21 protein-coding genes are annotated in these 26,179 nt (G+C 63.7%); 17 read left to right on the forward strand and 4 right to left on the reverse strand.

The window, feature by feature from the left end:
• Positions 1–8 precede the first annotated feature (8 nt).
• The 4 genes from phaC to gyrA all read left to right on the forward strand — a co-directional run bounded on the left by phaC (position 9) and on the right by gyrA (position 5,356).
• Positions 9–1,067: a class III poly(R)-hydroxyalkanoic acid synthase subunit PhaC gene (phaC, locus tag FRAAU_RS05445; protein WP_014402566.1), complete on the forward strand. Its 1,059-nt coding sequence runs from the start codon at positions 9–11 to the stop codon at positions 1,065–1,067.
• An 80-nt stretch (positions 1,068–1,147) separates the two neighbouring features.
• Positions 1,148–2,173, forward strand: a complete 1,026-nt coding sequence (gene mtnA / locus FRAAU_RS05450; RefSeq protein WP_014402567.1) for an S-methyl-5-thioribose-1-phosphate isomerase — start codon at positions 1,148–1,150, stop codon at positions 2,171–2,173.
• Entirely contained in the window at positions 2,174–2,584 is a 411-nt protein-coding gene (locus FRAAU_RS05455; protein ID WP_014402568.1) for a GtrA family protein, read from the forward strand.
• 141 nt (positions 2,585–2,725) lie between these two features.
• Positions 2,726–5,356: a DNA gyrase subunit A gene (gene gyrA / locus FRAAU_RS05460; RefSeq protein WP_014402569.1), complete on the forward strand. Its 2,631-nt coding sequence runs from the start codon at positions 2,726–2,728 to the stop codon at positions 5,354–5,356.
• 196 nt (positions 5,357–5,552) lie between these two features.
• Here gyrA and FRAAU_RS05465 read toward each other — a convergent pair whose 3' ends face one another.
• Complete coding sequence (locus FRAAU_RS05465; protein WP_217176247.1) at positions 5,553–6,425, reverse strand: helix-turn-helix transcriptional regulator; 873 nt, start codon at positions 6,423–6,425, stop codon at positions 5,553–5,555.
• 153 nt (positions 6,426–6,578) lie between these two features.
• On the opposite strand from FRAAU_RS05465, the gene FRAAU_RS05470 reads away from it, so the two are divergent.
• From FRAAU_RS05470 to FRAAU_RS05480, 3 genes are all read left to right on the forward strand, one after another.
• The gene (locus FRAAU_RS05470) at positions 6,579–7,955 is read left to right on the forward strand and encodes an MFS transporter (RefSeq protein ID WP_217176248.1); all 1,377 of its coding nucleotides are present in this window, start codon (positions 6,579–6,581) and stop codon (positions 7,953–7,955) included.
• Between the two features lie 303 nt (positions 7,956–8,258).
• A complete protein-coding gene (locus FRAAU_RS05475) occupies positions 8,259–8,711 on the forward strand; it encodes an Hsp20/alpha crystallin family protein (RefSeq protein ID WP_014402572.1) in 453 nt (150 codons plus the stop codon).
• A gap of 86 nt (positions 8,712–8,797) precedes the next feature.
• Positions 8,798–9,697, forward strand: a complete 900-nt coding sequence (locus tag FRAAU_RS05480; RefSeq protein ID WP_014402573.1) for a DnaJ C-terminal domain-containing protein — start codon at positions 8,798–8,800, stop codon at positions 9,695–9,697.
• Positions 9,698–9,753: 56 nt separating this feature from the next.
• Here FRAAU_RS05480 and FRAAU_RS05485 read toward each other — a convergent pair whose 3' ends face one another.
• A complete protein-coding gene (locus FRAAU_RS05485) occupies positions 9,754–10,191 on the reverse strand; it encodes a winged helix-turn-helix transcriptional regulator (protein WP_014402574.1) in 438 nt (145 codons plus the stop codon).
• 110 nt (positions 10,192–10,301) lie between these two features.
• On the opposite strand from FRAAU_RS05485, the gene FRAAU_RS05490 reads away from it, so the two are divergent.
• From FRAAU_RS05490 to FRAAU_RS05510, 4 genes are all read left to right on the forward strand, one after another.
• Positions 10,302–11,069 (forward strand): SDR family oxidoreductase, encoded by a 768-nt coding sequence (locus tag FRAAU_RS05490; RefSeq protein WP_014402575.1) that lies wholly within the window; start codon positions 10,302–10,304, stop codon positions 11,067–11,069.
• A 591-nt stretch (positions 11,070–11,660) separates the two neighbouring features.
• Complete coding sequence (locus FRAAU_RS16365) at positions 11,661–13,934, forward strand: pectinesterase family protein (protein WP_169314749.1); 2,274 nt, start codon at positions 11,661–11,663, stop codon at positions 13,932–13,934.
• A 222-nt stretch (positions 13,935–14,156) separates the two neighbouring features.
• Complete coding sequence (locus tag FRAAU_RS05505) at positions 14,157–15,278, forward strand: FAD-dependent monooxygenase (protein ID WP_014402577.1); 1,122 nt, start codon at positions 14,157–14,159, stop codon at positions 15,276–15,278.
• Positions 15,279–15,313: 35 nt separating this feature from the next.
• Positions 15,314–16,066: an IclR family transcriptional regulator gene (locus tag FRAAU_RS05510; RefSeq protein ID WP_014402578.1), complete on the forward strand. Its 753-nt coding sequence runs from the start codon at positions 15,314–15,316 to the stop codon at positions 16,064–16,066.
• Positions 16,067–16,333: 267 nt separating this feature from the next.
• On the opposite strand, the gene FRAAU_RS05515 is transcribed toward FRAAU_RS05510, so the two are convergent.
• Complete coding sequence (locus FRAAU_RS05515) at positions 16,334–18,088, reverse strand: M1 family metallopeptidase (RefSeq protein ID WP_245546438.1); 1,755 nt, start codon at positions 18,086–18,088, stop codon at positions 16,334–16,336.
• A gap of 153 nt (positions 18,089–18,241) precedes the next feature.
• On the opposite strand from FRAAU_RS05515, the gene FRAAU_RS05520 reads away from it, so the two are divergent.
• Together FRAAU_RS05520 and FRAAU_RS05525 are read left to right on the forward strand one after the other, a co-directional pair.
• Entirely contained in the window at positions 18,242–19,429 is a 1,188-nt protein-coding gene (locus FRAAU_RS05520; protein WP_014402580.1) for a BaiN/RdsA family NAD(P)/FAD-dependent oxidoreductase, read from the forward strand.
• Positions 19,430–19,505: 76 nt separating this feature from the next.
• A complete protein-coding gene (locus FRAAU_RS05525; RefSeq protein WP_014402581.1) occupies positions 19,506–20,396 on the forward strand; it encodes an NAD(P)-dependent oxidoreductase in 891 nt (296 codons plus the stop codon).
• A 60-nt stretch (positions 20,397–20,456) separates the two neighbouring features.
• Here the strand turns inward: FRAAU_RS05525 and FRAAU_RS05530 are convergent, their stop codons facing one another.
• A complete protein-coding gene (locus tag FRAAU_RS05530; protein ID WP_014402582.1) occupies positions 20,457–21,347 on the reverse strand; it encodes a PhzF family phenazine biosynthesis protein in 891 nt (296 codons plus the stop codon).
• Between the two features lie 134 nt (positions 21,348–21,481).
• On the opposite strand from FRAAU_RS05530, the gene FRAAU_RS05535 reads away from it, so the two are divergent.
• The 4 genes from FRAAU_RS05535 (at position 21,482) to FRAAU_RS05550 (ending at position 26,152) form a co-directional block, all read left to right on the forward strand.
• Positions 21,482–22,096: a rhomboid family intramembrane serine protease gene (locus FRAAU_RS05535; RefSeq protein ID WP_041270878.1), complete on the forward strand. Its 615-nt coding sequence runs from the start codon at positions 21,482–21,484 to the stop codon at positions 22,094–22,096.
• A gap of 111 nt (positions 22,097–22,207) precedes the next feature.
• The gene (locus FRAAU_RS16840; RefSeq protein WP_217176249.1) at positions 22,208–22,657 is read left to right on the forward strand and encodes a hypothetical protein; all 450 of its coding nucleotides are present in this window, start codon (positions 22,208–22,210) and stop codon (positions 22,655–22,657) included.
• Between the two features lie 58 nt (positions 22,658–22,715).
• A complete protein-coding gene (locus FRAAU_RS05545; protein WP_245546439.1) occupies positions 22,716–23,822 on the forward strand; it encodes an aminopeptidase in 1,107 nt (368 codons plus the stop codon).
• A gap of 218 nt (positions 23,823–24,040) precedes the next feature.
• On the forward strand, positions 24,041–26,152 hold the full coding sequence (locus tag FRAAU_RS05550; RefSeq protein WP_014402586.1) for a cation:proton antiporter: 2,112 nt from the start codon (positions 24,041–24,043) through the stop codon (positions 26,150–26,152).
• Positions 26,153–26,179 lie beyond the last annotated feature (27 nt).

Raw genomic sequence — 26,179 nt, forward strand, 5'->3', positions numbered from 1 at the left:
CGGCACCGATGCCTTATGTCAATGTTGCCAGCTGGACCGATGAGCTGCTGCAGTTCCAGCAGAAGCTGAAACGGGGCTGGTCCAATCTGGCCCGATTCTCGCGCCCGGGCTATGCCGAGACGCCGCGCGAGCTGGTCTTCGAGCAGGACGGCATGCGGTTGTGGCGCTTCCGGGGCGAGAACCTGCCAGCCGGTCGGCCGCCGCTGCTGATCGTCTATGCCCTGGTCAATACGGTGTGGATGACCGACCTGCAGGCTGATCGCTCGCTGGTGCGCAACCTGCTGGCCGAGGGCGAGGATGTCTATCTTATCGAATGGGGTTTTCCTGCCCCCATCGATCGCTGGCTGGGCCTGGGCGACTATATCGATCTGCGACTGGGACGCTGCGTGGACGAGGTTTCGGTCCGGCACGGTGGTGAGCCGATCCATCTGCTGGGGATTTGCCAGGGAGGGGTGTTTGCCTTGTGTTTTGCCGCATTGAATCCGCACAAGGTGGCGCGGCTGATCACCATGGTCACACCGGTGGACTTCCATACGTCCGACAATATGCTGGGCATGTGGTCGCGGCATGTGGACGTGGATCAGCTGGTCGCCGGAGGCGGCAATATTCCTTCGGCGCTGATCAACAGCGTTTATCTCAATCTGAAGCCCTTGCGGCTGCATCAGCAGAAGTACGTGGATCTGGTGAATCTGCTGGATGATCCCGGGCGCCTTGAAAATTTCATGCGGATGGAGCGCTGGATATTCGAATCGCCGGATCTGGCGGGGGAGGCTTTCCGGCAGTTCATCAAGCAGTTCTATCAGGCCAATGGCCTGATCGCCGGCGGACTGCGGATCGGTGATCGCGAGGTCAGACTGGCCGATATCACGGCGCCGGTATTCAATATCTTTGCCGCTCAGGATCATCTGGTGCCGCCCTCGGCGGCACGTGCCCTGCAAGGCCGCACCGGCGGCAGCTACGAAGAGTGGATGTTCCAGGGCGGGCATATCGGCATCTATGTCTCGGCCCGTGCCCAGCGTGAAGTGGCACCGAAGATTTCCGCCTGGCTGGACCGTGCCGGGGCCTGACCGCGACCAATCGGGGGATGGCGGCGGAGGGCAGGGCGACGGTGCTCGCCACGTCCACAGCGGGCGCGTAAAATAAGCCCATGAATACTTCCAGCCTTGCTTCTTTCGATTCCATTCGCGCCGTGCAATGGCGCGATCATGCCCTGCACCTGCTTGACCAGCGACTGCTGCCCCAGCAGGAAGCCTGGATTGCCTGCACCGATGCCGACCAGGTCACCGAGGCGATCCGTGATCTGGTGGTTCGCGGCGCACCGGCCATCGGCATTGCCGCGGCCTGGGGCGTGGTACTGGCCGCCAGCCAGCACCAGGGCGAGGCGTTGCAGCAGGCGCTGGCGCGGCTGCGTGCGGCTCGTCCGACCGCAGTGAACCTGATGTGGGCTCTGGATCGCATGCAGGCTCTGATTGCGGGCGGTGCCAGTGTCGAGGCCCTGACCCGGGAGGCGCAGCTGATCCAGGACCAGGATCTGGCCGGCAACCGGCACATGGGCGAACTGGGTGCGGCCTTGATCGAGCCGGGTTCGGGCGTGATGACCCATTGCAATACCGGCTCGCTGGCGACTTCGGGTTTCGGTACGGCTCTGGGCGTGGTGCGTGCCGGCGTCGCCGCCGGCCGGATCAGCCAGGTCTATGCCGGCGAAACCCGGCCTTGGCTGCAGGGCGCCCGTCTGACCATGTGGGAACTGGTGCGCGACGGCATTCCGGCCAAGCTGATCGCCGATTCGGCCGCTTCGCATCTGATGAAGTCGGGTGCGGTGCAGTGGGTCATCGTCGGCGCCGACCGGATTGCCGCCAATGGCGATACCGCCAACAAGATCGGTACCTATCAGCTGGCCATCGCCGCCCGTCACCATGGCGTCAAGTTCATGGTGGTGGCGCCGTCCTCGACGGTCGATATGGCCACTGCCAGCGGTGACGACATCGATATCGAACTGCGTGATTCGGCCGAGCTGCTGGGCGTGTCAGGCAAGCGCACCGTGATCGAAGGTGCCGAGGCCTGGAATCCGGTCTTCGATGTGGCGCCGGCTTCCCTGATCGATGCCATCGTCACCGAGAAGGGCGTGATTCTGAATCCCTCCGTCGAAGCCATGCGCAAGGTCTTCGGCTGAGTGGCCCTGCGCCGCGAACTGTTGTTGTTTGCGGCCGGAGGTCTGCTTGGATTGCTGATTGATGCAGGGATCGTCCAGTGCCTGGTAAGTTTCGGGCACTGGAATCCCTATCCGGCGCGGCTGGTTTCCTTCCTGTCAGCGGCGACCGTTACCTGGTGCTGGAATCGCTGCCATACCTTCGCCGCCCGTGACAGTGGTCATGGTCTGGCCATGGAGTGGCTGCACTGGATGGGCCTGATGGCCGCTGGCGCCGTCGTCAACTATGCCGTTTTCGTGCTGGCGCTGTGGCTGTGGCCCGGTCTGCGGGCCTGGCCGGCACTGCCTGCCGCCGCCGGCGCGGCCATGGCGGCCGGCGTGAATTTTCTCAGCGCACGTCTGCTGCTGTTCAGACGTGCACGGAGCGCGCTGTAAACCCTTGATTTGAAAGGCTTGAAACCGGGACTTTCAGGCCGGTTTGTGCTAGAATCGAACGCTTGCGTCCGACCTGGTTTCAGGCGCGGTACGACGGGCTGCGGCAGCAGCCTCTGTTTCGACTCAAGGGAAGTTCTGTAGATGGCTGAACTCGCCAAAGAAATCATCCGCGTCAATATCGAAGACGAGATGCGTCAAAGCTACCTCGATTACGCCATGAGCGTGATCGTGGGCCGTGCCTTGCCCGATGCACGCGATGGTCTGAAGCCCGTGCACCGGCGCATCCTTTACGGCATGCACGAGCAGAGCAATTCCTGGAACCGCCCGTTCAAGAAATCGGCCCGTATCGTCGGTGACGTGATGGGTAAATACCATCCCCACGGTGATTCGTCGATCTACGATGCCATCGTCCGCATGGCTCAGCCCTTCTCGCTGCGCTATCTGCTGGTCGACGGCCAGGGCAATTTCGGTTCGGTGGATGGCGACAGCGCCGCCGCGATGCGTTACACCGAAGTGCGCATGACCAAGCTCACCCATGAGCTGCTGGCCGACATCGACAAGGAGACCGTGGATTTCGGTCCCAACTACGATGAAAGCGAGCATGAGCCGCTGGTGCTGCCGACCAAGGTCCCCAACCTGCTGATCAACGGCTCGGCCGGTATCGCGGTGGGCATGGCGACCAATGTGCCGCCGCACAATCTCAGCGAAGTGATTGCCGCCACCATCGCCCTGATCGACGAGCCCGAACTCTCGATCGAGGACCTGATGGCCTATATCCCGGGTCCTGATTTCCCGACCGCCGGTATCATCAATGGTTCGTCCGGCATCATCGACGCCTACAAGACCGGCCGCGGCCGCATTCTGATCCGCGCCCGCACGGAGATCGAGACCGAGGCCAACGGCCGCGAGACCATCCTGGTCCACGAGCTGCCCTACCAGGTCAACAAGGCGCGTCTGATCGAGAAGATTGCCGAGCTGGTGAAGGAAAAGAAGCTGGAGGGCATCTCCGAGCTGCGCGACGAGTCCGACAAGGACGGCATGCGGATGGTCATCGAGATCCGTCGTGACGCGATGGCCGATGTGGTGCTGAACAACCTGTTCCAGCAGACCCAGTTGCAGGTCACTTTCGGCATCAACATGGTGGCGCTGCTGGATGGCCAGCCGCGTCTGCTGGATCTGAAAGAGATCCTGGTCGCCTTTATCCGCCATCGCCGCGAAGTGGTGACCCGCCGTACGATCTTTGATCTGCGCAAGGCTCGTGCCCGTGCCCATTTGCTGGAAGGCCTGACCGTCGCGCTGGCCAACATCGATGAGATGATCGAGCTGATCAAGACCTCGCCCTCGCCGCAGGAGGCGCGAGAGCGCCTGCTGGCCCGTCGCTGGCAGCCGGGCATGGTCAGCACCTTGCTGGCGGCCGCCGGTGCCGATGCCTCGCGGCCGGAAGACATGGATCCGCGCGACGGCCTGAATGCGCAGGGCTATCAGTTGTCCGAACTGCAGGCCCAGGAAATCCTGGCCATGCGCCTGCATCGCCTGACGGGGCTGGAGCAGGAAAAGCTGTCCGACGAATACCGCCAGATCCTGGATGCGATCCGCGATCTGATCGAGATCCTGGAGGATCCGGCGCGACTGCTGAACGTCATCCGCGAAGAACTCGAGGCGATCAAGGCCGACTACGGCGATGGTCGCCGCACCGAGATCCAGCATTCGCAGGAAGATCTGAACGTGCTGGACCTGATCGCCCCGGAAGACGTGGTGGTGACCTTGTCCCATGCCGGTTACATCAAGCGTCAGCCCGCTTCGGCCTATCGCGCCCAGAAACGCGGCGGCAAGGGCCGTTCGGCCTCGGCGCTGAAGAACGAGGATTTCGTCGAGCAGCTGTGGGTGGTCAATACCCATGACACCTTGCTGACCTTCTCCAGCACCGGCCGGGTCTATTGGCTGAAGGTGTACCAGATGCCGGAAGCCGGTTCCGGTGCCCGTGGCAAGCCCATCGTCAACCTGTTGCCGTTGGCTGAAGGCGAGACCGTACAGGCGGTGTTGCCGGTGCGCGAATACAGCGAGGACCAGTTCGTGTTCTTCGCCACCCGCAAAGGTACGGTAAAGAAGACCCCGCTGACCGAGTTCGCCTACCAGCTGCAGAAGGGCAAGATCGCGATCAATCTGGATGAGTCCGATGCCCTGGTCGGGGTGGCCCTGACGGATGGTGAAAGCGATGTGCTGATGTTCGCCTCCAACGGCAAGACCGTGCGCTTCGACGAAGGCGAGGTCCGCTCGATGGGCCGTACCGCCGGCGGCGTGCGCGGCATGAAGCTGGCCGACGATGCTCAGGTGGTGTCGATGATCGTCGCCCGTGAGGGCGATATTCTCACCGCCACCGAGCGCGGCTACGGCAAGCGGACCCCGCTGGACGAGTTCCCCAAGAAGGGGCGTGGCACCCAGGGCGTGATCGGCATCCAGTGCTCGGACCGCAACGGCCCGCTGGTCGCCGCCGTCCAGGTCACCGAAGCCCATGAGCTGATGCTGATTTCCAATCAGGGTACCCTGGTGCGGACCCGCGTCGCGGAAGTTTCCCAGCTCAGCCGCAATACCCAGGGCGTGACCTTGATTCGTCTGCCGGCCGACGAGGCCTTGGTGCGGGTGGTGCGTCTGGATGCCGAAGACGAGGCCGACATCGAGCTGGATGACGATGGGCAGCCTTTGCCGACAGGCGAGGCGGGCGAAGCGCCGGCGGCGGATACCGTTCCGGACTCGGTCACCCCGGAAGACTGAGTCGCTCTCCAAAAGCCGCCCCGTCCTGCGACGGGGCGGCTTTTTCTATGGCATCCGGCCATTGGATCATGTTGCAGCCGATCTGCAGCAGGCGTCGAATCGGTTTGATCGCCGTATCGGCATAGCGATCAATACTTTCCCCTCGGTCGTCATCTGGAGATGGCCTGTCGGGCGTGTCTGGTCGCGTGGCTGGCTTTCAGTTTTCTTCCGATCCGCCATTCCAGGACGCATAGACGTCCTCGAGGCGACGACAGTCTTCGTCGTTGAGGGGGGTGTAGACATTCAGCCGTCCGCTGGTTTCGCCGCCTATGCTCTGCCAGATCTGCTTGCGGAGGATGATGGAACCCAGTTTCGCGTGCAGCAGGGCGTGGTCCGAGGCTTCCGACTGGTTCACCACTTCGCTGTCCCAGAGGCTTGAAAACTCCTTGGACTGCGCTTTCAGTTCGCTGATCCTGGCCGACATGAGGCTGTCGCCGGGACGGTTGGCACTGATGCCCCGCAGGCTGCCGACCATCCGCGCCAGCTTGATATTCCCCACCTCGACATCATCCATGCGCAGAAAGCGCCTCCATGCCGGCGAGCTGAAGGCCAGACCGATATAGTTGCGTTCCCGGGGCGGCACTGCGTCCAGGTCGATACCGCACATCAGGCTGTAGGCTCGATTGGCGGCCAGAATATCGTAGTAGTCGTTTGTCACGATGGCCGGCATGGGATCGATCCGGTCAAGCAGGCGCCGGGTATGGCTGCCGATCATGAGGCACGGGGTGCTGGTACTGGGCGTTGGCTGTTTTGCCAAAGTCATCAGATAGCGATGCTCGGGAGGTTGCAGCCGCAGCACCCGGGAGATGGCCTGCAGGGCCTCGCGCGAAATACCGATGGCCTGCCCGCGTTCGATCTTGCTGTACCAGACCGTGCTGATGCCGGCCATGGCGGCGACATCTTCCCGCCGCAGGCCGGGCGTGCGCCTGCGCGGCGGCCGGGTCAAGCCTATGTCTTCCGGGGACAGACCTTCCCGTTTGCGGCGGAGAAAGCTTCCCAGGCGCTTCTGAGTATCTTCATCCGGGGCCAAGCCTTGATCCTGATACAAGATATACACCTCTAAATGGTTCATTGTGCCGAATTTTTTTCATTTCTAAGATGGCGGCCCCAAGTCTCGACACAAGAGGTGGATATGCGATTGCAACAGCAGCCGGCACAGGGCCCGGCAACGGAGGCTGCGACCTTGTCTCCCGTCGGACTTGGAGTGCTGGTCGCCTGCCAGATCCTGCCGCAGATCGACTTTTCCATTGTCAACGTCGCCCTGGATCCCATCGGTCGCAGCCTCGGCAGCGCCGCCAACGGACTGGTGCTGGTAGTGGCCTTCTATGCGCTCGCTTTTGCCACCCTGCTGGCCGCGGGCGGACGACTGGGCGACCGCTATGGCCGCAAGCGGCTGCTGCTGGCTGGCATTGCCGGTTTCGGCCTGGCCTCGGGGCTGTGCGGACTGGCCGGGAGCCTTCCGATGATGCTGTTCGGCCGCTTGCTGCAGGGGGCTTGTGGTGCCCTGCTGATGCCGCAGATTCTGGCGACGATCCATGCGTCTCTGCACGGCCCACGCCATCGTCGTGCCGTAGGTATCTACACGGCGATTGGAGGATTGTCGGTGGCCATCGGGCAAATTCTGGGCGGCTGGCTGGTCTCGGCAGACCTTTTTGGGCTGGGCTGGCGCCTCGGCTTCTTCGTGAATCTGCCGATATGTGCAGCGGCGCTGATATTGGCGCTTCGCAACGTGCCCGATTCCCGTGGGGCTGAGCTGCGATCGCTGGATTTCCGCGGAATGGGGCTCTTCGCAGCTTTTCTGCTGTGTCTGCTGCTGCCGGTGGCACTTGGTGGCGCATGGCCTGCCATGCACTGGCTGCTGCTTGGTCTGGTACCGGCCGGGCTTGCCCTTTGGCGGGTGGAAAGCGCACTTGAGGCGCGAGGCGAGCGTCCCCTGATGCCCCCTTCGCTGTTTCGTGTGCCGGGGGCTCCGGTAGGTTTTCTGGCCCAGGGCGCCGTCACTTTCTGCTATTCGGGCTTCCTGTTTGTGACCGCACTGTGCCTGCAGAGACATATCGGCTTCAGCCCGCGGCAGTCGGGCGACAGTTTCGGCAGCCTGGGCCTGATGTTCTTCCTGGGATCGATGATCGGCAAGCGACAGGACAATGGCCAGGCCTTTGTTCTGGGCGCCATCATCACCGTTGCGGGCTTAGCCGGATGTAGTGGCTGTCTGTACGCTTATGGTCGGGATTTGCATCTTTGGCAGATGATGCTGGGGACCGGCCTGGTCGGGCTGGGCAATGCGTTCATGCTGACCTCGGCCTACCGGATCATATTATCGAATATCGGAGTGCAACATGCCGGCGAAGCCAGTGCCGCCGTCTCCACCATGCAGCAGGGCTGTTATGCGCTGGGTACGGCGGTGGCGGCCACCCTCTATGGCCGCATGCTGGGCCAGGGCTATCCCGTGGCATTTATGGCCACGATGGGCGCGCTCAGCCTGATCCTGCTGGTTGTCTCTGCGCTGGTATGGCAGCGCCAGCGGGCCGTTCGGCCACCACTTGATCCGATGGCCTGCTAGCCGGCATGGCCCATGGCGAGATCTGATCCGTCGCCAAGCCGGCGCTCGCGGCGAAGTGGATCTCCGCTTGCCGAGGGCATTGCGCGGCGGCTGGCCTTGCGGTGAGGATCGGGCTCGCGGCGGAACGGCCGACAGGTGATCGATGGTCAGGGCTTTCGGGACAGGGGCCTGCCTTCGGAGTTGATATTCCGATGGTTGTTCAGCTGGGCCTTATGATTCGCGCCTTGAATCATTCCGGTTTGCACCTATTTAGTGCAACAGGTGGCCACCGAGGCCGCAAACCTTTGCAAGGAGATCGAGATCATGAGTTTCGAACGCAATGCACCCTGGGGTCTGGTCAATGCCAACCCGGAAGAAGTCCGTCAGGTTCTGAGCCGCTTCTTCGGCCGCGATGAAGCCGATCATTCCGATGTGGTGACCAGTCAATGGGCACCGAACGTGGATATCAAGGAGGAAGCGAATCGCTTCGTGATCTTCGCCGATGTGCCCGGTGTCGATCCGGCCAATATCGATATCAGCATGGAAAAGGGTATCCTCACCCTCAAGGGCGAGCGGGCCGGCGACGAATTGGAAGCTGGCGCCAAGTTCACCCGGTCCGAGCGCGCGCGCGGCGTGTTCCATCGTCGTTTTGCGCTGCCGGACAGTGCCGACGCCGATGGCATCACCGCCCGCGGCAAGTTCGGTGTGCTGGAGATCGTGATTCCCAAGAAGGCTGAAACGACCCCCAGAAAGATTGCGATTCAGACCGCCGACTGATCTGACGGTAGGCGGTCCTGGTCCGCGGTGGATGCCATGTCCTCCGCGGACTTGTTGCGTCCCAGATCCGCATCAGGAGTTGGCAAGTGGAATTCAAAGATTATTACGAGATACTCGGCGTCAAGCCCGAGGCATCGGAGGCCGAAATCAAGGCGGCCTATCGCAAGCTGGCCCGCCAGTATCACCCTGACAAGAACAAGGATGCCGGGGCCGAGGACAAGTTCAAGGCTGTCAACGAGGCCAACGAGGTTCTGAAGGATCCCGAAAAGCGTCGATCCTATGACGAGCTGCGCGCCAGCGGCTATCGCGGTGGCGAGTCGTTCCGTCCGCCGCCGGGCTGGGGCGGCGGCGGCGGTTTTGATTTCGGCGGCGCCGGCGGCGGTGATTTCAGTGACTTCTTCGAGCAGATGTTCGGTCGCGCGGCCGGTGGTGGTGGCGGTCACGCGCGGCCTCGGCGCGGCAAGGATCTGCAGGCGCGCGTCGCGGTCAGCCTGGAAACGGCGTTCACCGGCGGCAAGCAGCGGATCACGCTGCAGGACAGCCATGGCGGCGAGCGGGTGCTGGAGGTCAAGATTCCGGCTGGTATCCAGCCTGGGCAGGTGATCCGGCTGGGCGGTCAGGGGCATCAGGGCGCGGCCGGTGGCCCGGCCGGCGATCTGCTGCTGGAAGTCGAGATCCGGGATGATGCCCGTTTCCGTCTGGATGGCCGCAATATCGTGCATGTGCTGGCCCTCGCGCCATGGGAAGCGGCCTTGGGTGCCCAGGTCTCGGTGCCGACCCTGGCCGGCACGGTCCAGATGCGGATTCCCGCCGGCGCCAGGTCGGGCAGCAAGCTGCGGCTGAAGGGGCGCGGCATGCCGGGCAGCCCGGCGGGCGACCAATTGGTGGAGCTGTCGGTACGTGCCCCGGCGGCCGAGACCGATGCCCAGCGTCAGGCTTATGAAGCGCTGCAGGCGCTGTATCCGGATTACGATCCGCGGGCCTGATCACCTGAGACGCGGGCGGCGGCACAGTCCGCTCGCCCCGTTCTGCAGGACTTCATTCAGACGGCCGCCTTCGGGCGGCCGTCTTGTCTTGCCTGCTGCAGGGCCCGCAGTTCGGCCTCGTGGGCTTCGGCCCACAGCCAGACGCTGCAGAACGCGGCGCACAGGCTGTCGCCGAGCTCGGTGAGTCGATATTCGACCCGTGGCGGCACTTCCGGATAGACGGTGCGGATCAGCAGGCCGTCGGCCTCCAGCTGGCGCAGGGTCTTGGTCAACATGCGTTGGCTGATGCTGCCCACCAGTTCGCCGATCCGGGTGAATCGCAAGACCCTATGCTGGGACAGCACTTCCAGCACGCACATCGTCCATTTATCTGCCACCCGGCTCAATACATCCAGCACCATGGTGTCGATCTCGGCACCAGCGCTGTGGCCGCTTTCGGCCCTGAAAGCCACTTGGCGTCCGGGATGGCTGGCGACTTTGCGGGAGCTTGGCATGACTGGGACCTTGGTAGGCGATAGAGGTAAGCAACGAACAAAAGTGTGCCTACTTACCATATGAGAGTAAAGAGCTTATTCTGAATCGATACTTCATCAGGAGCAGCTACATGCATATGACGGGCAATACGATACTCATCACCGGCGGCGGCTCAGGCATCGGTCGTGCACTGGCCGTCGCCTTTTATCAGCGTGGCAACAAGGTGATTGTGAGCGGCCGCCGTCAGTCGGCACTCGATGCGCTGGTCTCGGAATTTCCGGGCATGGTCGCGGCGCGCCTGGATGTGGATGATCCGGCCGATATCACCCGCTTTGCCGGCTGGATCGGCGATGCCCATCCGGAGCTGAACGTGCTGATCCACAATGCCGGCATCATGCAGCCCGAGCGCTGGACTGGCGAAGCGGCGGATCTGGCGGTAGCCGAGGCGACGATCAGTACCAACCTGCTGGCGCCCTTGCGACTGACTGCCGCCTTGCTGCCGCTGCTGCGCCAGCATCGGCACCCGGTCATCATGACGGTATCGTCCGGGCTGGCTTTCCTGCCATTGGCGCTGACACCAACCTATTGCGCCACGAAGGCGGCCATCCATTCCTTCAGTCAATCCTTGCGGTATCAACTGAAGGATGAAGCGACCCAGGTCATCGAGATCGTGCCGCCCTATGTACAGACCGAGCTGATGGGGGATCGCCAGGCCCGGGATCCGCTGGCGATGCCGCTGGCCGATTTCATCGACGAAGTCATGGGTATTCTCGACGGCCGGCCGGATATCGAGGAAGTGCTGGTCAAGCGGGTCGAGCCCCTGCGCTTCGCGTCGGAGCAGGGCGAGGCCGGCTATCAGCAGCAGTTCAAGGGGTTCAACAGCCACTTCCATGGCTGACAGCCCAAGCAAGGCTCTGCCCCGCAGTGGGCCATGCAGGTCATATGTGGATCCGACGTCGGCATGGCCCCTCTATTCCTGAGTGTCTGTACGCCTTTCCGCATCAGCCTCACGTCGTCGTTGATGAACTCGGGGGGGCGGGCGGCATGATCCCAAAGTCCCCAATTCCGGAATCAATCAGTGGCAAGGGGCTGGGATGCTTCGTTTTGAAAGCGCTCGCGGCAAGGAAGGGCGTTGACTTCCCGGCGCTGCCGGCATGCGAACATCCTGCCCACGGGGAGCAGCGCCGCGCGGCAATCGGACTGATGCCGATGCGGCTCTACCAGTGCATGTTGCGGGCCATGTATTTTCCGCCGAGGGTGGGTGCGGCGGCAGCTGGGTCCCACGGCAAGACAGGCTGAGGGTCCAGCCTTGCTGGGTCGGGCGATCTGGCGAATGCCTGCAGCGTCGAGGATGGGATGCCTTGCGGCATGACATGCACCTGAAAGCCGGGCGGGCTATAGCTGGAGGATGAAAGGAAGATCATCACGTCAGACCTGGCCTTTGTTGGCGGGGTGTCTGCTGTTTCCGCCGGCCGTGTTGTTTGTCGGGATGCTTGCATCCGGGGCCGTGCTGGCTGCGGCGGGAAGGGAGCCGGTCGAACCTCCGCCGCCGCAGGCGATCTGCCGACAGATCGTGGCCGAACAGGTCGGGCCGGATCAGAGCGATGCCAGTGCCATGATCCAGCGGGCGCTGGACCAGTGCCGGACCGGTACGATGCTCAAGCTGGTGGCCGGCGTGAAGGGCGGAGCGCTGGTGAGCGGCCCCCTGCAATTGCCGCCTGGGGTCAGCCTGTGGCTGGACCGGGGATTCACCCTGTACGCCAGCCGTGATCCGCAAGCCTATGATCGCGGTCAGGGCGTCTGCGGACGCAATACCGCCAGGGGCGGCGGCTGCCGGGCCTTGATCAGCCTGGACCATGGTCACGATCAGGGCGTATATGGCGAGGGCGTGGTCGATGGTCAGGGCGGACAGTCGATGCAGGGAAGGGCGGAAAGCTGGTGGCAGCTGGCACGCCGTGCCCAGCATGAACACATGGAAGAGAACGCCCCACGATTGATCCAGATCAGGCGATCCCATGACATCGTGCTGGAGGGCATCACGCTGCGCAATGCCCCCAACTTCCATGTCTCGGTCAGTCAGACCGATGGTTTCACGGGCTGGGGCATGCTTATCGATACGCCCGGTGATGCCCGCAATACCGATGGCATCGATCCGGCTTCATCCAGCCATGTCTTGCTGGCCCACAACTGGATCAACACGGGCGATGACAATGTCGCGATCAAGGCTGGCACGACCGGTCCCAGTCGCGATATCACCATCATCCACAATCATTTCTATCAAGGTCACGGACTGTCCATCGGCAGTGAAGTGCAGTCGGGCGTCAGTGATGTCCATGTGGATGACCTGAGCCTGGACGGTACCACCAACGGTCTGCGGATCAAGAGCGACCGTTCGCGCGGCGGTCTGGTCAGCGACATCAGCTACGCGCATGTCTGCATGCGCCATGTCCGCTGGCCGCTGGTGCTGGACACGCTCTACAACCCGCGGGCCGAAGGGGATGCCTTGCCCGAATTCCGTGATATCCGCTTCAGTCATATCCATGCGCTGGAAGGCGGGCAGGCGCTGTGGCGAGGGCTGGGTGCTGGCCATCCCTTGCGGGTGGCCTGGCAGGATGTGCAGGTGGATGGCGGGCGCAGCGGTATCGCGACCCATTTGCGGCTCAAGCTCCTGGGCGGTCCGGCTTCGCCCTTGCCGGTCGGAGATGATGTGTGGATAGATGGTCATCCTGGCAATGATGCTGCATGGGGTTGCGGCGATGCCTTTCCCGCGTTGCCCTCCGGTATATCGCCGGCTGATACCAAGGAGTCCGCTTCATTGCCTGGCAGGCTTGCTCACGATACAGGCGCGGCCGGGACGCTGCAGGTCGGTGCGGGGCACTACGCGACCATTGCGGCGGCCATCGCCGCCGCCTCGGCGGGGACTCGTATCATGATTGCCCCGGGGGTCTATGCCGAACGTCTGTCATTGGACAAGCCCCGGTTGCAGCTTGTCGGGCAGGGATCGACTCCCGATGCGGTGCGTATCGTTGCCGCGACCAGTGCGGCCGAGGTTGGCGGCACCTCGCGCACGGCCACGGTCTATGCCCGCGCACCAGGCGTCCGGCTGTCCAATCTATCCATCGAGAACGCCTTCAGCCGTCTGCATCCTGGTGTGACGGAAGGTGCACAAGCGGTGGCGCTGGCGGCCAGTGGCGACGACCAGCATTTCGACCATCTGCATCTGATCGGCTACCAGGACACTTTGTATGCCGGCAGCGCCGGTTGTGCCAGTGAGCAAGGCCCCTGCCGTCCGGCCCGTCAGGTGTATGTCGACAGCCGGATTGATGGCGCGGTCGATTTCATATTCGGCGATGCGCTGGCGTACTTCGATCACGATGAACTGCATGGCGCAGGGCGTTCGCAGGTGACTCTGACCGCGCAGAGCAAGCGTTACCCGCAGCAGATCAGCGGCTATGTTTTCGATCACTGCCGGGTGACCGCCGATGCGGCAGTGCATTCGATCAGCCTGGGACGTCCATGGCGGGATTTCTCCACCGTGGTGTATCTGCAGAGCTGGCTCGACGCGCGGGTGATTCCCGCCGGTTTTTCCGAATGGGGCGATCGTCAGCGATTGAAGACGGCCTACTATGCCGAACTGGATTCCCAGGGGCCGGGCGCTGCCTTGCAAATGCGCGAATCTTGGGAGCATACCTTGGCGAGGGCCGCTGCGGATCGCTGGCGCTTGCCGGCTTTGTTCGGCCAGCGCGTGCTGCCTGCTCGCTGAGACAGTGCGTGGTGTTGGCTTATGGGCTGCGGCAACGAGGTGAGCAGGTAATCCTGTCGGCGGGACGTGGCGCGATCTCCATGGCCAGGGCAGCAGGTCGTGCCGCCGGCTTGACGGCGCTACGGCACATGATGGTTGCGAGGCGCTGAATTTGCGTGCAGACTCCAAGGTGTTCATTGGCAAACCAATTGTTCATATTTGAACACTCCGGGGAGGGGCGTCATGCTGAACATAGGCATCAATGGTGGCGGGATCGGTGGCCTGGCGGCGGCGATCGCCTTGCAGGGTGCCGGACATCGGGTGACGATCTTCGAACAGGCCTCGCAATTCGGGCGGGTGGGGGCCGATATCAATCTGACACCGAACGCGGTGCGGGCGCTGGATGGACTGGGCGTAGGTGACCGGCTGCGGGAAACGGCCGCCTGGCCGACAGCTAGAATCAGCCGCGCCTGGGACACCGGCGAGCAGACTTCGTATCTGGAAATGGCCGGCAAGGCGGAGCGCGACTACGGGGCGCCGCAATTGACGATGCACCGGGCTGACGTCATTGCGGCCCTGGAAGAGGCCGTAGTCCCCGACAGTCTGCAGCTTGGCCGGCAGACGGTGGCCTATGAAGCGGATGCCTCGGCAGCCACGCTGGTGCTGGCCGATGGCAGTCGCCATCGTTTTGATCTGGTGGTGGGGGCGGACGGGATCCACTCCGGCCTGAGGCGCTTTCTGTTCGGCGAGGATCATCCCCAATTCACCGGCATCGTGTCCTATCGCGCGGTGATTCCGTCCGAGCGCCTGCCAGGGCTTGACCTGGGCGCTTTCGTGAAATGGTGGGGGCCCAGCGAAGATCTGCAGATCGTCAGTTTCCCGCTCAATCGCGGGCGCGAGATCTTTGTGTTTGCGACCACCGCACAGCCAGAGTGGTCGCAGGAGTCCTGGACGACCCCCGGCGATGCCGATGCCCTGCGGGCCCGCTACCGGGACTTTCATCCCCAGGCGCGTGCCTTGCTGCAGGCTTGCGATACGGTGCTGGCTTCGGCCCTGCATGTCCGCGATCCGCTGCCGGCCTGGAGCGGGCCGCATATGACCTTGCTGGGCGATGCCTGTCATCCGATGATGCCCTTCATGGCTCAGGGGGCCGGCATGGCCATCGAGGATGCCGTGGTGCTGGCCCGGTCGCTGGAAGGTCTGGCGCCGATGGAGGTCGAGGTTGGACTGGCGCGTTACGAGACGGCGCGACGCCAGCGTACCGCGAGCATCCAGATCGGATCGCGCTGCAACCAGTGGTTGAAGGATGGCAGCAATGCCGACTGGGTCTACGGTTATGATGCCTGGCACGTGTCACTGAACTGAGTCCGGTGGCGGATCTTCCCTTGCCGGAGTCTTGAATGACGGAACACTCGGTCGCGACAAATAGCGTGGAGCGTTCATTCAGGGTGCTGCGTTTTCTTGCCGAAGGCGGCAGCACCGCCAATCTGAGCGAAGCCGCGCGAAGCCTGGATGTGAATCGGGTCAGTTTGATGCGGTTGCTGGAAACGCTGGAGGGCTGTGGCATGCTGGTGGCGCTGCCGCAGGGCGGGCATCGTCTGGGGCTGGCCTTTCTCAGCCTGGCCGCCACGGCGGCGGATGGTTTCGATCTGACGGCGCGTGCCCGGTGGGTGTTGCCTGAGCTGGCGCGAAAGACCGGCATGACGGCTTATCTGGTCGTGCGTGACGAGGCCGATATCGTGTATCTGCAACGCGAGATACCGGATACGCCGCTGATCAGCCGGGTCCGCACCGGCAGTCGACTGCCGGCTTATTGCGCCACGCCGGGACTGGCGATGCTGGCGGCGATGCCGGATGAGCTGGTGGCGGCGCTGCATGCCCGTCACTGGCAGGGTGAGGACGCCCCGGCACAGGATGAGCTGCTGGCAAGGCTGGAGCAGATTCGCACTGCCGGCTGCGTCTGGAGCTGGTCCGGTCTCGAGCCGGGCATCGATGCCTGCGCGGCCGTGATCCGCAGCCGGCGTGGCGAGGTGCTGGGCGCATTGAGCGTGGCCGGCCCCCACCATGTGCTGGCCGATGATCCGAAGCGGATCGTAGGTATCCAGACGGATGTCATGCTTGCGGCCGAGCAACTCGGGGCATCGTCATTCTGAACCCGATCGTCGGCCTGAATCTTGCCGACGTGCTCCATGCTTGCCTTGCCGCTTGTGGATGCAGTCAGGTGTGCCTGACGGTCAAGCAGGCATGGTATCGACGGTCCTTGATGGCGAACAGCTACGGAGTGGATACGAGCGACCATCTTCGACGGGCGCCTCGCAGGCCTGGCCGATGCTCAGGCCATGACGCCGCGAGGCCGGTCGTTGCAAGGATCCGGCCTCCGGCAAAGCGTTTGTCTCGCCCGAGGCAGGATGGGCACTGGATTACCAGGGCTTGGGTATGGGGGCATGGCGGGCCTGCTGCTGCCTTAGCCATTGCTGGTAGCGGGTGATGCCCGGCTGATCGCGCAACAGTTCGGAGTGTGGATCGACGATCAGCAGCTCTCCGGCCGGCACATGCAGGCTCACCGGGCCATGACTCATGTCGATTTGCCGGAACTGCTGGCCGATCTGCAGTTCGACCGGCATCGGAAACGGCGTATTGCTCCCGGTGTGCCAGGCCAGTGTCAGCGTATCGCCCTGGCGCTGCAGATCCAGTCTGGGCAAGGCGGCCTGGTACAGATAGACCTGGAAGAACCAGTCCAGCGATCTGCCGGTGACCTGATCCACGATCCGGATGAAGTCATGCGTATCGGCATAGCGGTTGCTGAAATTGCCGGGCCGTGGGTCGGCTCGACCGTAGACCAGCCGGCGAATGGATTCGAAGAAGGCCTGATCGCCGATCAGATGGCGCAGGCTGTGCAGCATCAAGGAGCCCTTGTAATAGATGTCATTGCCGGGGCCGCGTTTGGCATCATAGACCTGGGCCTCGGTCTGGCTGTGTCCGGACACGATCGGCACACGGTTGGTGACCATCACCCGCTCGCTCTGCAGCATGGCGAAATAGGCCATGTCACCGCGCAGATACTGGCCGTACAGCGGCTGCATATAGGTGGCAAAGGCCTCGTGGATCCACATGTCGTCCCAGTCGGCATTGGTGACCTGGTTGCCGAACCACTCATGCGAGAATTCATGCTGCATCAGCCAGTCGAAGCCATAAGGGCTCTGGGCATAGCCATTGCCGTAGGCATTGATGGTCTGGTGTTCCATGCCTTCGTACGGGGTTTCCACCACGCCCACTTTTTCATCGCCGAAGGGATAGGGGCCGATTTCCCCTTCAAAGAAATCCAGCATGGTCGGAATTTCGGCAAACAGCTTGCGGGCCTGGTCTTCATGACCGCGCAGGTACCAGAACTGCAAAGGGATCGTATTGCCGTAGCGGCTGTGATAATCGCTCTTCAGCTTCGCGAACGGGCCGACATTGAGCGTCACGCCATAGGTGTTGGGGGCTTTGATCTGCCAGTGCCAGGTGCGCATCGCTCCTTCGTTGCGGACGTCGATCAGGCGTCCGTTGCCGGGTGCGGCGAGATCCCCGGGAATGGTGACCCAGGTATCGACCAGGGCGGGCTTGCCCTCCGGGTGGTCGATGCACGGCCAGAAAATATCGCAGCCTTCGCCCTCGACGGCCGTCCCCATCCAGGGCTTGCCGTCAGCGGTATGGCTCCAGACAAAGCCGCCATCCCAGGGGGCGTGCCTGGCTTCCAGCGGATGGCCGGCGTAGTGGATCTCGACATGGATATGCTGGCCTGCAGCGACGGGGGCAGGCAGCTGGATGCTCAGCAGCCCTTCGGGGTTGGACCAGGCCGATGTGGCCAGGTTGCGGCCATCCAGGCGGATGGCGCTGATGGCCAGATTGCGATCCAGATTCAGCTGCAGCTGGTTCAAGGGCTGCACGGCCGTGAAACTGAGCTCGGCGCGTGCCTGCAGGCGATGGTTTTGCAGGTCGGGGATGAAATGCAGCTCCGCGTGGTCGAAATGCACGGCGCGCTGGGCAGGCGTCATCGCCAACCCGGACTCCAGGGTCTGCGCCGAAGGCGGCGCCATGGCGCCGGCAGTCGCAGGGGCTTCGGCAGCAACGCCGGTGCCAGTACCCAGCAGGCCAAGCAGCGCTGTTCCGAGATGGCAGGCAAGACGATTCAAGAGCATGCATCCATGGTGAGAGGGGAGTCCGATACTAATCCGGTTGCGACATGGACTCATCGGTCATTGGTCATGACTTGCTGCTGCGGGCCCGCGGCGCATCGGGTCGAATGATCCGCGATAATGCGCGATTGCAGGGAATGGAGAAATGACATGGCACAGTTGCAGACGGATGTCGTGATTGTCGGCGCCGGCGCGGCCGGCCTGATGTGCGCGCTGACCGCGGGGGCCCGCGGCAGGCGGGTGGTCGTGCTGGATCATGCCAATCGCGCAGGCAAGAAGATCTTGATGTCGGGAGGCGGGCGCTGCAATTTCACCAATCTCGATGTCAGACCGGGACATTATCTGTCTGCCAATCCGCATTTCGTGAAGTCGGCCTTGGCGCGCTATACGCCCTGGGACTTTATCGCGATGGTCGATCGCCATGGCATTGCCTGGCATGAAAAAGAGGCCGGCCAGCTGTTTTGCGATGACTCCTCGAAACAGATCCAGCAGATGCTGCTGAGCGAATGCGCCCAGGTCGGGGTTAGGATCGAACTGGGCTGCAGCGTGAGCGCGGTCGAGACCGGTGGTCCGGGCTTCAAGTTGGAAACCACGCGCGGCAGCTGGTTGTGCAGCTCGCTGGTGGTCGCCACGGGAGGCCTGTCGATTCCCAGCATGGGGGCTTCAGGCTGGGGCTATCAGCTGGCTCGTCAGTTCGGCCATGAACTGGTGCCGACCCGTGCCGCGCTGGTGCCGCTGACCTTGAGCGGACGCCCGCTGGACGACTATGCCGATCTGGCCGGATTGGCGGTGGATCGGGTCGGAGCCAGTGTCGGCAGCATGCGTTTCGATGGCGGCCTGCTGTTTACCCACCGCGGGCTGAGTGGTCCCCCGATTCTGCAGATTTCGTCCTATTGGCAGCCAGGCGATGCGCTGAGCCTGGATTTCGTGCCGGACAGGGATATGGCTGAATGGCTGGCCGGTCAGCGTCAGGCGAGGCCGGCGGTAGAGTTGAAGACGGTGCTGGCGGACTGTCTGCCCAGGCGGCTGGCCCAACGGTTGTGCGATCTGGGATCGGGCAATCGCCTTCTGCGGCAATACGATGCCAAGGAACTGGCGGCACTGGGGCGGAAACTGCATGCGTGGCCCGTGGTCGCCAGCGGCACCGAAGGCTGGCGCACAGCCGAGGTGACATTGGGTGGTGTCGATACGGGGGAGCTGTCGTCCTCCACCATGGAATCCAGGCGGGTAAAGGGCCTGCATTTCATCGGCGAAGTGGTGGATGTGACCGGGCATCTCGGGGGCTACAACTTCCAGTGGGCCTGGGCTTCGGGACATGCCGCCGGTGAAGTGGTGTGAACTTGGCGCGGCATCCACACCGGCTATGATAGAACGTCGTCCAGCCATTCCCGCGCAACGAGGAGAGCCAACGTTTATGAAAGTCGGATTTGTCGGTCTTGGCGTCATGGGACGGGGCATGGCCTCGCAGCTGCTGAAGGCGGGCCACGAGGTCTGGCTGTGGAACCGTTCACCGCGTGCCATCGAGGCGCTGGTGGCCGAAGGCGCCCATGCAGCCACCGATCCGCTGAAGCTGCTGGCCGAGGTCGAGGTGGTCCACAGCATGCTGGCCAACGACCAGGCGGTGCGGCAGGTGCTGCTGACCCCGCCGGTGCTGGAAGCGCTGCGCGGCAAGGTCCACGTCAATCATGCGACCATTTCCATCGAGCTGGTCCGCGAGCTGGTCAAGGCCCATGTCGCACACCAGGCGACCTATGTGGCCGCACCGGTCTTCGGGCGTCCTGACGTGGCAGCCGCCGGTCGTCTGAACATGCTGGCGGCCGGGCCGGCCGAGGCGGTGGCCAAGGTGCGTCCGCTGCTGGAAGTGATGAGCGCCAAGGTCTGGCCGATGGGCGACTTGCCGGAGAGAGCCCATATCACCAAGATCGCCGGCAATCTGATGCTGGCCTCGGCGATCGGCAGCATGGCCGAAGCTTCGGCGCTGACCCGGGCCTACGGTGTCAGTGCCGCGGATTTTCTGGACGTGATGACGCGAACCCTGTTCGCGGCACCGGCCTATCAGGGCTACGGCAAGATGATTGCCGAAGAACACTACCAGCCGGCCGGTTTCGCGATGGCCCTGGGCTACAAGGATGTCGGTCTGGGCCTGGCTGCCGCTTCGGCCGAGCAGGTACCGATGCCGATCGCCGGAGTGTTGCGGGATGCCTTGCTGGAGGCCATGGCGGCCGGTGACGGCGAGCTGGACTGGGCCGCTCTGGCCAAGGTGGCGGCTGCCCGCGCGCATCTGCAGCAGCGCGGCAAGGCCTGATCCGTTCTTTCGGCGGAGCCGGAGCGGCCCGTCACGGCCAGCGCCGGTTCCGCTGGAGTTTCAGGCGGGCAGCGGCCAGTGCAGCTGACCTTCGATCACGGTACGCGTGGCGCCGCCCACCCAGATTCCATCATCGGCGATGACGACCTGCAGGGCGGCATCATGGCCGATCTCCCGGCCCTGACTGACCTGGTAGCCATGGGACAGGGGGCCTTCGGGCTCCGCATGTCGCAGATACCAGGCCAGGACGCCATTGGCCGCGCCCGAGGCCGGATCTTCCTGGATGCCGGCCCCGGCCGCGAAGGCGCGCACTGCCACTTGATGACCGGCCCGGTCCTCCGAGGCCCGGGCGAAGGCGCAGATGCCCATGCTCTGGCTGATCTCGGCCAGTGCACGAATGGCGTTGTGATCGGGTTGCCACTGGCGCAGTTCGGTTTCGCTGGCACATTCGACCAGCCACCAGCGTCGGCCGCCATCAACCAGGGCCGGGGGCAGCCGGCCACCACGGATGCCGGCCAGGGCCAGCTGCAGCTCGGTCGGAAGGGGCTGGTGCCCGGTCACCTCGGTGGCCGGTGGCGCCTTCAGCAGCAGCTGACGGTGCCCGTCGCGATGCTGCAGTTTGATCGGCAGCAGCCCTTGCGCGCATTGCTGGACCAGCTCGCCCTCGACTGGTTGGGCCAGTCCCCATTCCAGGGCGATATGGGCACTGCCTACGCTGGGATGCCCGGCGAAGGGTATTTCCCGCCCGGGCGTGAAAATGCGGACGCGATAGCTGGCGGCGCTGTCTTCCGGAGGCAGCAGAAAAGTGGTTTCGACCAGATTGTTCCAGCGTGCGAAATGCTGCATGGCCTCGGTGCTCCAGCCCTCGGCACCGGCGACGACGCCGAGGTGGTTGCCACCGCCCAGGCCGTGGGTGAATACATCCAGATGGGCATAACGCAGGATACTCATGGGGCAGTCCGCCTCGGTCCGTGGGCTCGAAGCTCCCGATGATAGCGCGGAGCGGCGGATCGGAGCAGTCGACAAGGCGTGGAGCGCTTGCCACACTTGCCCCACTTTCGATTCTGGAAAATCTCGCGCGCATGCTGGTTACTCTGTGCATCATCGCGGTGACCTCGCTGGTCACCTATCTGTCCTTCAACAATGCCAAGCTGGGTGAGGACCTGATCCTGTGGCCGCCGGCCATCTCCCGCAGTCGCGAGTATTACCGGCTGGTGACCTACGGTCTGGTTCATGCCGATGTGCAGCATGTGTTTTTCAACATGTTGACGCTGTTCTTTTTCGGCCGGGCGCTGGAGCCTTTCTTCGGGATGATCATGGGCGCGACCGGTTTCGCGCTGTTCTATATCGGTGCGCTGGTAGTCTCCGTGCTGCCCTCGTATCTGCAGAACCGCAACAACCCGCGCTATCGCTGCCTGGGGGCTTCAGGCGCGGTGTCGGCGGTGATGTTCGCTTTTATCCTGCTGCAGCCATGGTCCAAGATCTTCGTGCTGTTCATTCCGCTGCCGGCCATCATGTATGCCGTGCTGTACGTAGCCTATTCGGTGATGATGAGCAAACAGGGCGGGGATGATGTCAATCATGGCGCGCACCTGTGGGGCGCGGCGTATGGCGTGCTGTTCACCTTGGCGATGAGTCCCGCGATCCTGCCGATGTTTCTGCGCCAGTTGGCTCACCCGCAGTGGGGTTTTGGTCCCTGAACCGAAGATGGCGGCGATACGCTCGTGCGGCGGCCGGCTCAGGGCCGATTCAAGCCCTGAGGCCTATGGTGGCGCCCTGAGAGGACTGATGCACGGTCCATGGAGTCTATCGTGAACAAGTGGCGGATTTCCTTGCTGGCATTGATCATCGCCCTGGGTCTGGCCGGTTGCGATGACTATGGCGGCTACAGTTATGTACGCCCGGATGCAGTCAACGGGCCGGCCTATTACGGTGCCGACCCGGCGGCCTATGGCTACGCGGTCCCGGTCGGCGGCTATTACGACGGCTACTACGGTGGGTATGGTGGTGGTTACTACGGCGGCGCCTATCCCGTGATCATAGGCGGCGGCGGTTACTGGCATGGTCGGCCGCCTCGTGGCGGATGGCACGGCCCCGGCCCGGGAGGTTGGCATGGTGGTGGCCGCCCGCCAGGTGGAGGTTGGCATGGCGGCCGCCCGGGCGGTGGCTGGCATGGTGGTGGAGGCCCGGGCGGCGGTCATGGCGGTGGAGGACATGGCGGCGGCCACGGTGGCGGCCATGGTGGAGGTCGTGGACATTGAGTCTGTGCTCCCCACGACGAGTTTCTGAAGGTCGGCGCTTTCCGTCGTGAAGGGACCGGTGCGCGGATTCCGTCACCGGCGAGGGTGGCTGTTGTGCTTGCTGCTGAGTCTGGGCGGCTGCCACTCCGTGGCGTTCTATGGCCAGGCGCTGCATGGCCAGAGTGCCCTGTGGTGGCATCGCCAGTCGATCCGCAAGCTGGTCGCTGATCCGGCCACGCCACCTGCGCTGGTGGCCCGCCTGAAGGTGGCGCAGCAGGCGCGTCAGTTCGCTTCCGATCATCTGGATCTGCCGCGCAATCGCAGCTACACCTATTTCGTTCCGCTGCGGAGGCCTTATGTGGTCTGGAACGTTTTCGCCACGCCGGCCTGGTCGGTAGACCCGGTTCGGCACTGCTTTCCGGTGGCCGGCTGCGTGGCCTATCGGGGCTGGTTCAGCGAGGGCGGTGCACGTGCGGAGGCGCGACGTTTGAAGGCAGCCGGTAATGATGTCTATATCGGCGGCGTGCCGGCTTACTCCACTCTGGGCTGGTTTGCCGACCCGGTGCTCAGCTCGATGCTGGCCTGGAGTGACGACGATCTGGCGGGCACCATTTTCCATGAACTGGCCCATCAGCAGATCTACGTGCAGGGCGATACGGCCTTCAACGAGTCCTACGCCAGCTTCGTCGAGCGTCAGGGCATTCGCGAATGGCGACATGCGCAGGGGCTGGCCCCGCCGGATCCCGAGGCGGGACGGATCGAGGACGACTTCACCCGTCAGGTGCTGCAGTTGCGACAGGAGCTGCGCGCACTGTACGCCCGGACCATGTCGGCAAGCGCTCGCGGCACGGCCAAGCAGGCCGCTTTCGCGAGGTTCCGCGAGCGCTATCGGACATGGAGTCAGGCGCATGGGGTACGGGCAAAGGCTTATCAGGCCTGGGTCGAGGGGCCTTTGAACAACGCCAGTCTGCTGCCCTTCGGACTGTACGATGGCTGGGAACCGGGTTTTGCCCACCTTTTTGCGAGTGTCCACCAAAGCTGGCCGGCCTTTTTCGCTGCCGTACGTCAGTGGGCGCGGCTGCCGGCCCCGGAGCGTGATGCGAGATTGCAGCAATGGACGGGTGTCGTCACTGAAATTCGTGCTGCATCTGTATTGAAAAGCGATACGAGGGCATCGGCAGGATAAGGCTGGCGGGCCCTTCGCGTGGCGGCTGGTGTATCCCGTCATCGCAGGCTGGATCCGACAGAGCGACGCACGCATGACTGGCCTGCGCAGCCCCCGCGGACGTAATATGGTGCGGATACGCCCCTGGCCTCACGGACATCCGTTGCATGCCGGTGTCCTCAGCGAAGGTGACAGGCAGTGAAAAAGCAAGATTGGCGTGGTCTGAACGGAGTGCGCCCATGAGTATCGAGACAGATATCCTGCTGGCTTTCGGCGGTTTGCTCGCCCTGATTGCCTTGTTGCAGTCGCTGTCGGCACATCTGACCATTCCCGAGTCATCGATGCTGTCGGCCGCCGGTGTCACCTGCGGCTTGCTGTTCGCCCTGCTCTCCGGGCATGTGCCGCTGGGCGCCGAAAGCGTGATCCAGACCCTGCTGAATCCGCCGCTCCCTGCTGAAGCCTATCTGTCGATCTTTCTGCCTCCCTTGCTGTTCCAGGCGGCGCTGACCATCGACCAGCATGACATGCAGCGTGATTGGGCGCCGATCCTTCTGCTGGCCGTGGTCGCGGTGGTGGTCGCCACGGTGATGATCGGCGTGGCGTTGGCGCTGACCAGTCCCTATGGCATCGTGGCCTGTCTGCTGCTGGGGGCGGTGGTGGCCACCACGGATCCGGCGGCGGTGATCGCGGTGTTCCGGCAAGTGGGCGCGCCGGCGCGACTGACCCGGCTGGTCGAGGGCGAGAGCCTGCTGAATGACGCGGCGGCGATCGCGATCGTGACCGTGCTGGCAGGCATGCTGTCCGGTGGCGGAGCGCATCCCAGTCTGCTCGAAGGCGTCGGACGACTGGCCTGGACCTTGATCGGCGGCCTGGTGATCGGAGGGCTGGCCGGGCGCTTGCTGTCGGTCCTGCTGACCATGTTGCGGGGCTTGAGTCTGGCCGAGGGCGCATTGACTCTGGCCTTGCCCTATCCTTTGTATCTTGGGGCCAATGCGCTTGATGTTTCCGGGGTGGTTGCCGTGGTGGCGGCCGGCGTGGCCTTGGCCAGTCGTGGCCGCACCCGTTTGACGCCGCGCAACTGGCGGCATCTGCAATTGATCTGGGAGCAGGTCGCCGCTCTGGCGGGAGCCCTGGTCTTTATGCTGGCGATGATCCGTGCGCCAACGATGCTGGCCGGCATCAGCTGGCGCGATGCCGGACTGCTGGTGGTGCTGGCACTGACTGCGCTGGCGGCGCGCTTCGCGGTGCTGTTTTTGCTGCTTCCACTGCTGAGCTGGCTGCGGCTGTCTGCCCCGGTCAGCGCGGCCTACAAGACCGTGATCGCCTGGGGAGGGCTGCGGGGCGCGGTGACTCTGGTGCTGGCCTTGTCCATCGAGCAGTCTCCTGAGCTGCCCGAGGCGGCCCGCCATTTCGTGGCGATGCTGGCCACCGGCTTCGTGCTGTTCACCTTGTTCATCAATGGCACCACCTTGCGCACGGTGATCCGCCAGCTGCATCTGGATCGGCTGTCGCCACAGGAGCAGGTGATTCAGCGCCAGATTCTGATTCTGTCGATGGCTGATGCGGATACCTCGCTGGCCAGTATCGCCCAGTCCTTGAACATTTCCTCGCTGGTGACCGAATCGGTGGGGCAGGAGTTCCGTCAGCGGATGGGCCAGATCGTCGAGGATCTGCGCCAGCCGGCACCGCTGCCGGATCCGGTGATGCTGGGTGTCGCGCTGGTGACTCTGGCCGGGCGCGAGCGCGACCTGATCAGCGAGTATGGCAACGGACTGATCGGCACCGGAAATCTGGATCTGTTGCGCCACAACGCCAGCATGATGATCGACGGGGCACGCGACCAGGGGCGTGTCGGTTATATGCGGGCCGCCCGGCGGATCATGGACAATCAGCTTTCGTACCGGGCGGGGCTGTGGTTGCATACCCACCTGAACCATGATTGGCTGCTGACCCACAGCCTGGTCGACCGTTTCGAACTGCTGGTCTGTCGCCGGGCGGTGATTGCCCGCCTGGTGCGTTATGTCGACGAGGTCCTGAAGCCGATCATGGGAGAGCGGATGGGGGCCATCATGATACGTATCCTGGAGCAGCGCAGCGGCCGGGTGCACGAGGCCCTGACCGAACTGCGCTCACGGTTTGGCGCGTATACTGCGGCCTTGGAGCGGCGCCTGCTGACCCTGTATGTATTGCGGCGCGAACTGCGCGAACTGGACGCGATCTTCGAGGAGCAGGCCATGTCCCGCGAGGTCTATCAGCGACTGCGCGCCGGCATCGAGCTCAGCTGGCGCGAGGCGTTGCGTCGTCCCAGTCTGCGCCATCCGTTCGCGGAGCCGCCGGCGACGCCCGAATGATCGCCTCGCCATAAACCGAGTCCGGCC

This window comes from Frateuria aurantia DSM 6220 (assembly GCF_000242255.2).
Classification (GTDB): domain Bacteria; phylum Pseudomonadota; class Gammaproteobacteria; order Xanthomonadales; family Rhodanobacteraceae; genus Frateuria; species Frateuria aurantia.

Excerpts from the sequence above, each read along its gene's own strand:
- FRAAU_RS05520 (WP_014402580.1), top strand. The coding sequence starts at position 18,242 with ATGGCACAGTTGCAGACGGATGTCGTGATTGTCGGCGCCGGCGCGGCC.
- FRAAU_RS05510 (WP_014402578.1), top strand. The coding sequence starts at position 15,314 with ATGACGGAACACTCGGTCGCGACAAATAGCGTGGAGCGTTCATTCAGG.
- phaC (WP_014402566.1), top strand. The coding sequence starts at position 9 with ATGCCTTATGTCAATGTTGCCAGCTGGACCGATGAGCTGCTGCAGTTC.
- gyrA (WP_014402569.1), top strand. The coding sequence starts at position 2,726 with ATGGCTGAACTCGCCAAAGAAATCATCCGCGTCAATATCGAAGACGAG.
- FRAAU_RS05475 (WP_014402572.1), top strand. The coding sequence starts at position 8,259 with ATGAGTTTCGAACGCAATGCACCCTGGGGTCTGGTCAATGCCAACCCG.
- FRAAU_RS05505 (WP_014402577.1), top strand. The coding sequence starts at position 14,157 with ATGCTGAACATAGGCATCAATGGTGGCGGGATCGGTGGCCTGGCGGCG.
- FRAAU_RS05550 (WP_014402586.1), top strand. The coding sequence starts at position 24,041 with ATGAGTATCGAGACAGATATCCTGCTGGCTTTCGGCGGTTTGCTCGCC.
- FRAAU_RS16365 (WP_169314749.1), top strand. The coding sequence starts at position 11,661 with ATGCTTGCATCCGGGGCCGTGCTGGCTGCGGCGGGAAGGGAGCCGGTC.
- FRAAU_RS05485 (WP_014402574.1), bottom strand. The coding sequence starts at position 10,191 with ATGCCAAGCTCCCGCAAAGTCGCCAGCCATCCCGGACGCCAAGTGGCT.
- mtnA (WP_014402567.1), top strand. The coding sequence starts at position 1,148 with ATGAATACTTCCAGCCTTGCTTCTTTCGATTCCATTCGCGCCGTGCAA.
- FRAAU_RS05525 (WP_014402581.1), top strand. The coding sequence starts at position 19,506 with ATGAAAGTCGGATTTGTCGGTCTTGGCGTCATGGGACGGGGCATGGCC.
- FRAAU_RS05490 (WP_014402575.1), top strand. The coding sequence starts at position 10,302 with ATGCATATGACGGGCAATACGATACTCATCACCGGCGGCGGCTCAGGC.
- FRAAU_RS05530 (WP_014402582.1), bottom strand. The coding sequence starts at position 21,347 with ATGAGTATCCTGCGTTATGCCCATCTGGATGTATTCACCCACGGCCTG.